Below are 6,651 nucleotides of genomic sequence, written 5' to 3'. Positions count from 1 at the left end.
GATCGGGCCTTTGCGAGAGAAAACCTGAAACGGGCGTGGAAGCGAGTCAAGGCCAACAAGGGGGCAGCGGGAGTCGATGGTCTGGACATTGAACAGACCGCCGAGCATCTACTGAGCCAGTTAGTGAATGATCAACGCTGATGTGGGAGATCCAGTTCAATTCGCGGATTGGGATGGGTGGTAAGCCGCAGCTTCACATATTTGATCAGGATGAGCCGCCTTGCCGAGAATTTTGACTTCCCAGATAAGTGACACCGCACTCAGCGAGCACAATGCCAGGAAGTTCGGGTCGCCAAAGGAGCGCTTGGATTTTTACCGAAGGGAGATTCAGTACGAGACGATCCCGAGACCGGCATACATGTCCAGACCGAATCCCACCGGGCCTTCGGTGTAACCCGATTCGGCCTTGAGAATGAAGCCTTGCGCCCACTCCTCGATCTTCGATTGAGCCGGAGCGTTTGAATCCCGAAGGTCATGGTTGTAGTAAAAATTGCGCATCAGCACTGTGGCTTTATCCATTTCGGCCATTCGAGCTATGACTGTCACGTAGTCTGGTTAGCCCGAAACCGGATGGCAGGCAAAAAAACTGCAGAGCTTATTTGAGTCCGGGAGGCAGCTCGAGACATATCTTGGAGCCAACACTTCCAGGCATCGTCGATGCAATCAGCGCCGATCCAGCCACACCGTTTGTGCGTTACAGAATTCGCGCACCCCGAAATGCGACAGCTCTCGGCCAAAACCGCTTTTCTTCACGCCGCCGAAGGTGACGCGAGGGTCGGTTTCAGTACCGAGCAGCAGTATTACTCTCAATCGCCTCTGCCGCTGTCAGCGTATTTCTCATCAAACAAGCAACGGTCATTGGACCCACGCCGCCCGGGACTGGAGTCATGGCCGCTGCGACGTCCTTCGCAGAGTTGAAATCTACGTCACCCACCAGCACCGATACTCCGTTCTTTTCGATTCTGTTGATACCTACGTCGATGACCACTGCGCCTGGCTTTATCGCGCTTGCATCGATAAATTCAGCCCGGCCAATCGCCACCACCAGGATGTCAGCCTGACGACATTCGGCGATTAGATCTCGCGTGCGCGAGTGAACAATTGTGACGGTGCAGTTTTCCTGCAGAAGCAAATTCGCCATTGGCTTGTCGACGATGTTCGACCTACCGACAATCACCGCTGGTACGCAGCCAGGCTTTCACGGTGGCCGATGCTGCTACCGTTATGTTGGTGGCTGATAATGCTTGATTCAGGTGACGTTCTGCGTTCTCGTCCAGTCCAGAGGTGGCTTCGTCGAGGAACAGCAACGTTGGATATATCAACCAATAGCTGCGAGTCCCCGACGATGATGGCGGGATTTGGCTTTCATCGCGCGTCAGGCGGATACGGGGTCCCTCGACCAACGGCTAATAGCGTTCGGCGGCATCGGCGCTGATCAGGTTCAGGTCCAGCGGTGCGAAGTGACTGCGACGGGCGCAGTTTTCATTTTCCGAGATGCCCACTAAGGCCTTGAATGTCAGCAGCAGGGCTTTGGCTTCGGTCAACGTGCGCTTCATGCATCTGCCGAGGTACGCTTTAGAATAGGGTTTCAGTGCTTATTTGTTTTCAGTGATACCGAGACACATAACCCGCTTTTTTGATTCTCGTCCGAGAAGCTCAATCGTATCTGTGCCCCCGTGCGATCGGCTATCGCCTGAACAATGGACAACCCCAATCCGGACCCAGCCTCATCGGTCCCCAGGCTGCGATAAAACGGATCAAACACCCGCGCTCGCTCCTCAATCGTGATCCCTGGCCCCGAGTCCTTGATCTGCAGCAGCGCCGCGCCGTTATCCATGACCACTGAAAGATCAATCCGGCCACCCTGCGGTGTATAGCGAATCGCGTTGTCCACCAGGTTTTTGACCAGCGTCATCAAATCCATCTCATTGATCAGCACCCGCACGTCCTGTTCACCCTCAACACCGATGTCCAGGCGTTTGAGGTCGGCCAGCGGCAGCAGATCTTCCAGCACCCGTCGATAGACGTCATGCACCGAAACCGGCGACGTCGGCTCCCGGGTGTCGGATTGCACCTTGGCCAGGGTCAGCAGTTGATCAATCAGGTTTCTACCGCGCTCGATGCCTCGGCGCAGTGGCACCAGGCGCTCGTGGGCCACGGCCGACATCTCCGCGGCGGCCAGGCGTTCGGCTTGCAAGGAGAGGGCCGTCAGCGGCGAGCGAAGTTCGTGGGCCGCATCGGCGACGAAGCGGCGCTGGGTTTCCATGGCGTTCGCCACGCGTGCGAGCAAGCGATTGATCGCCACCACGAAAGGCCGGATTTCGGTGGGTAGATGGCTTTCGTCAATCGGGTGCAGTTCCTGTTCGGCGCGCTGATCGATTTCCGACGACAGTGTGGCGATGGGCCGAAACAGCTTGCGCACCAGGTCGCTGACCACCAGCAACAGCACCGGAAATAAAATCAGAAACGGCAGCAGGCTGCGCCAGGCACTTTCGCGGGCGTCCTTGTTACGGGCACCGGTTTCCTGGGCAACGGCAATGCGTTCGCCACGGGCGGTGGTCCGGACCAGCACCCGAAACGCTTCGCCGCCGACATTCACCGTGGACAAGCCATCGGCCAGCGTCGTCGGGAAGGGCAGTGGTGTGACGTCATCATCGGTTCCGGAGGCGCTGCTGCCATCGGCCAGGTACTGAATGATCAGCCTGGATTCCTCATCGTCGCCGGCAATGCCTTTGCCCTCGGGATACTTGAGCGTCATGTGTTGCCGGTCAAACAGCACGGCGACCTGGCGCAACGTGGCGTCCTGCATCTCGTGGGCTTCATCGAATGCGGAAATGAACGCAAAGATCCCGGCCACCAGCGCGACAATCAGGATCGCCAGCGACAGGGTGACGGACAGCCTGAGTTGTACTGATTCACTCAAGCGTTTTTTGAAACCATCCATCCCACACCCCTGACGTTCTTGATGACTTGGCTGCCCAACTTGCGCCGCAGTGCATGGATCAAAAACTCCACGGCGTTGCTTTCCACTTCATTGCCCCAGCCATAGAGCCGGTCTTCGAGTTCGCTGCGCGAGAGGATCGCCCCCGGCCGAATCAACAGCGCTTGTAGCAGGGCGAACTCGCGGGCCGAGAGCTGGACGCCGGGATGCTCCGCGGTCGAGGCTTCTTTGGAGACGAGATCCAGCGACACCACGCCGTTGTCGAGCACGGACAGCGCGCTGCCGCCCTTGCGCCTTAAAACCGCGCGCATCCGCGCCAGCAACTCGGCCATCTCGAACGGTTTGAGCAGGTAATCGTCGGCGCCACCATCGAGGCCGCGCAGTCGATCATCGAGGCTGTCCCGAGCGGTGATGATCAGCAACGGCACGGGGTTGTTGTTGGCGCGAATCCGGGTCAGCACGTCGAGGCCGTCCTTACCGGGCAGGCCGAGGTCGAGCAGCACCAGGTCGTAGTGTTGAGTTTCCAGGGCCGCCAGGGCGGTGAGCCCGTTCTTCACCCAATCGGCGGCGTAACTGGCGTCGTTCAGCGCACCGTGGATTGCATCGCCAATCATCGGGTCGTCTTCGACCAACAGTATCCGCATGTCCCGCTCCGGTAAAAAAAAGGCGCGAGGGTCATGACCCTAGCGCCTGTATTGAAGCATCTGTGTGCGTTTACTGCTTTGCTTTCATCGAATCGAAAGCCTTCAACAATTCAACCATCATCGCCTTGCAGTCGCTCTGCTGCGGCTTGTTGGCGCGCAAGGCGTCGAGCGCGCGGTCGATGGCTTTGTCCACCACGTGCCAATCGCTCGCGGCGCGGGGCTTGATGCCGGCTTCTGCCGAGTCCCAGGAGGTTTCCAGGTCCTTGATTCGGGCTTTGGCGGCGGGCAGGTCGTTTTTGTCGACCAGGCCGACGACGTCGGTGGCGATGTTGCGAAACTCGGACAAGTCGCCCAGTTTCGAGGCCGAGTTCTGAGTCATCTCGACTGCCGAGGTCGTACCCGCCTTGGGTTTGTCGGCGGGTTTGGAGCAACCGGTGGCGATGCTCAGCATGAAAATAGCCGAGACGATGCAAACGTGACGAATGAGGTTTTGAACGCGGTACATAGTGATTCCTTAATGCCTTTTTGAATGAGTTATTGAGTGATGGCTTTACGATTGCCGACGCTTATTTGCGCCACGGTAACCAGAATGACGATGACGCAGAGGAACAGTGCGCTGGTCCAGGTGGCGCCCATGCCGAGGCCGCCATAGGTTTTGGCCTGGGTCAGCAAGTCGCCGAGGGACGCGCCGAACGGGCGGGTCAGGATGTAGGCGATCCAGAAGGTCAGCACCACGTTGCCGCCCAAGTGCCAGGCCACCAGGGTGGCGGCGATCAACACGCCGAAAATCATGGCGCCCACGGTGAAGCCCAGGCCCAGCGCTTCGGTGGCCAGATCGCCCGCTGCCGTGCCAAGGGCAAACGTGCAGAGCACGGTCGCCCAATAGAACAGCTCGCGCCGGAGCGTGACGATCTCGCGGATCGACAAGTTGTGTTCCATCCGATACCAGACCAGAAAGTTGATCGCCAGCAACACGGAAAACACCGCCGTGCTGGTATACAGGCTGACGTCGAGCATGTCGGTCAGAATGTCGGTGATCTGCGTCCCGACGATGCTCACCAGCACCACGGTCAGCCAGTAGATCCAGGGTGTGTAGGCCTTGGTGCGCAGTTGGTAGAACAATGCGATCGCCAGCAGCGCGGCCATGCCGATACTGGTCCAGCCGGCACCGAAGCCGGCATCGACGGCGAGAAAGTCCGCGCCGGTTTCGCCCACGGTCGTGGACATGATCTTGATCACCCAGAACGACAGCGTGACCTCGGGGACTTTGTTGAGCCAGCCGGCTACGGTCGGATTCATGTGGATTGTCTCTCCTGAGCAAGTGCTTTAAGTGCGTACAGGAGAGGCTACGGGCCGAAACTTAGCTGAGACTGAGGGCGGGGAAATCGCCGAACTGGATTCTCTGATCGCCCGCGGCCCGGCATCCTGCTCAGGGCCGTCGACCATCCTCGGGAAAAACTAGCCGGGTTGATGTACAGAGATCGACTGCCCCAAAATTTCTTCATAAGTGGCTTCGGAGCTTACGGTCGAGATACTTGCAGACAGGCTCGCCACAAGTGTGAGGACCTTGATTCGCATGTTTCAGAGGGAATTCAAGACAACGCCTGCGAAGTACGTCGAGGACGTCCGGGTCGAAGCGGCCTGTCGGCAAATAGAGCTGGGAAGGCGGTCGATGGCGCAGGTTGCGCGCCGATGCGGCTACCACAGTGTCGACGTGCTCAGAAAAGCCTTCGTGCGACGCATGGGGGTGAGTCCAAAGGAGTATGCACAACGTTTCGCGCCAGTTCACGAGCCCGCTTAGGCATTGGCAAGCAGAATGTAAACGCTGCTCAGCACTTATGTGACTTGTCATGGTCAATAAATCCCGCACGACCGCCAGCGGTCGTACTGCTCGGAGCCGACCGGATCCGCATCGGCATTTTGATCAAGGACAGTGAAAGCATGCTCGCCGCAAATTAACCAGCAACCGCCTCCACCTGGTTCCGTGAATCGGGACTCGCCGTACGTTCACCCCTCAATCCAATTCGAAGATTAAAAGCATGCACCTACGCAAAATTGCAGTTGGGCTGTCGGCCCTTGTTTTGCTCTCGACCGGGGCAGAAGCCCGCAGTCTGCTGGATCTCCTCAAACCGCCCACCCAGCATCAGGAACAAACGTCCCACTCGGGCTCGATCAGCCAGAACGCGGCCCTGGAACTCTATTCAAACAAACAGAAACAGGCATCGTTTGACGGCTGCGCAGAGCTGTTTCCGGCAGCGAAACCGATCAACATGGCCACTGTGCCTGCAACCATGAAACCCTTGGCCCTGTGCTCTGACAACTTCGCGGTGCTGTACTCGCAAACCAGTAGGACGCCGCTGGTAGTGGTCGAACGCCTTAATGCAACCCAGCTGCAGGATGCCAAGGGGGAGGAGCGCACCAACCAGTTCTACCCGGACCCACGCATCCCCAAGAGTGGACGGGCAGAGTTGAGCGACTACCGTAGCCAGCATCCGGCCGTGGACCGTGGCCATCAATCCCCGGCAGCCGATGCACCGAACCCCAATGCAATGGCCCAATCCTTTGCGCTGTCGAACATGGTGCCGCAAGACCCCACCAACAACCGGAAGATCTGGAGCAAGGTCGAGGCGGATGTCAGAAAATTTGCCAAGCGAGCCGATGGCAATGTGTTTGTCTTTACCGGCCCGCTCTTTGACTCAGGCCACACCACCATCGGCGACAACAAGGTCTGGGTGCCGACCCGCCTGTTCAAACTGGTTTACGACGCATCGTCCAAGCGTGCCTGGGCCTACGTACTACCCAACGCTGAAACCCGTATCGAGAGACCGATGGACTATGACGCCTTCGTGAAAAGTACCGGGCTCAACTTGCTGGGGAATCTACCGGTCACAGGTTCCGTAGGGCGCTCTTGATGGCTTGATGAATTGCACCTCAAAGGCTGGATGCAACCGATGGGGTGCTTCATTCACGGATAGATAGCGGTGGTTTAAAAGTTGCTGCGGGGCATCGGATTTGCAAACGCGACTCACGACTTAAACAGATATAGCACCCGCACAATCCACCACG

6 protein-coding genes and 5 pseudogenes (1 of these 11 only partly in view) are annotated in these 6,651 nt (G+C 58.2%); 3 read left to right on the top strand and 8 right to left on the bottom strand.

All coding sequences use genetic code 11. The features are described from left to right. Positions 1–120, top strand: a pseudogene (locus E3W21_RS32360) (group II intron reverse transcriptase/maturase); its annotated part reaches 98 nt to the left of the window's first position; the annotation flags it as partial. 219 nt (positions 121–339) lie between these two features. On the opposite strand, the pseudogene E3W21_RS13660 reads toward E3W21_RS32360, so the two are convergent. From E3W21_RS13660 to E3W21_RS13625, 8 genes and pseudogenes are all read right to left on the bottom strand, one after another. Beyond that, a pseudogene (locus E3W21_RS13660) lies at positions 340–513 on the bottom strand (OprD family outer membrane porin); the annotation flags it as partial. A gap of 150 nt (positions 514–663) precedes the next feature. Continuing rightward, a pseudogene (locus E3W21_RS13655) lies at positions 664–780 on the bottom strand (aldehyde dehydrogenase family protein); the annotation flags it as partial. 1 nt (position 781) lies between these two features. Beyond that, positions 782–1,180, bottom strand: a pseudogene (locus tag E3W21_RS13650) (bifunctional methylenetetrahydrofolate dehydrogenase/methenyltetrahydrofolate cyclohydrolase); the annotation flags it as partial. A gap of 226 nt (positions 1,181–1,406) precedes the next feature. After that, positions 1,407–1,556, bottom strand: coding sequence for a hypothetical protein (locus E3W21_RS13645; RefSeq protein WP_178082677.1), 150 nt, complete (start codon positions 1,554–1,556; stop codon positions 1,407–1,409). A gap of 32 nt (positions 1,557–1,588) precedes the next feature. Further along, on the bottom strand, positions 1,589–2,944 hold the full coding sequence (locus E3W21_RS13640) for an ATP-binding protein (protein ID WP_134420364.1): 1,356 nt from the start codon (positions 2,942–2,944) through the stop codon (positions 1,589–1,591). Next, the gene (locus E3W21_RS13635; protein WP_129443777.1) at positions 2,920–3,585 is read right to left on the bottom strand and encodes a response regulator; all 666 of its coding nucleotides are present in this window, start codon (positions 3,583–3,585) and stop codon (positions 2,920–2,922) included. Before E3W21_RS13635 ends, E3W21_RS13640 begins: the two co-directional genes overlap by 25 nt. Before the next feature lie 70 nt (positions 3,586–3,655). After that, complete coding sequence (locus E3W21_RS13630) at positions 3,656–4,090, bottom strand: hypothetical protein (protein WP_134420362.1); 435 nt, start codon at positions 4,088–4,090, stop codon at positions 3,656–3,658. A gap of 29 nt (positions 4,091–4,119) precedes the next feature. Further along, complete coding sequence (locus tag E3W21_RS13625; RefSeq protein ID WP_129443781.1) at positions 4,120–4,884, bottom strand: hypothetical protein; 765 nt, start codon at positions 4,882–4,884, stop codon at positions 4,120–4,122. A 214-nt stretch (positions 4,885–5,098) separates the two neighbouring features. On the opposite strand from E3W21_RS13625, the pseudogene E3W21_RS13620 reads away from it, so the two are divergent. Beyond that, positions 5,099–5,386, top strand: a pseudogene (locus E3W21_RS13620) (helix-turn-helix domain-containing protein); the annotation flags it as partial. Between the two features lie 238 nt (positions 5,387–5,624). Next, positions 5,625–6,497: a DNA/RNA non-specific endonuclease gene (locus E3W21_RS13615; protein WP_134420360.1), complete on the top strand. Its 873-nt coding sequence runs from the start codon at positions 5,625–5,627 to the stop codon at positions 6,495–6,497. Positions 6,498–6,651: the final 154 nt, after the last annotated feature.

Origin of the sequence: Pseudomonas sp. F01002, assembly GCF_004402115.1 — a bacterium.
Classification (GTDB): domain Bacteria; phylum Pseudomonadota; class Gammaproteobacteria; order Pseudomonadales; family Pseudomonadaceae; genus Aquipseudomonas; species Aquipseudomonas frigoris.
Note: the sequence above shows the minus strand (reverse complement) of the source record. Positions and strands in the feature narration are given on the sequence as shown.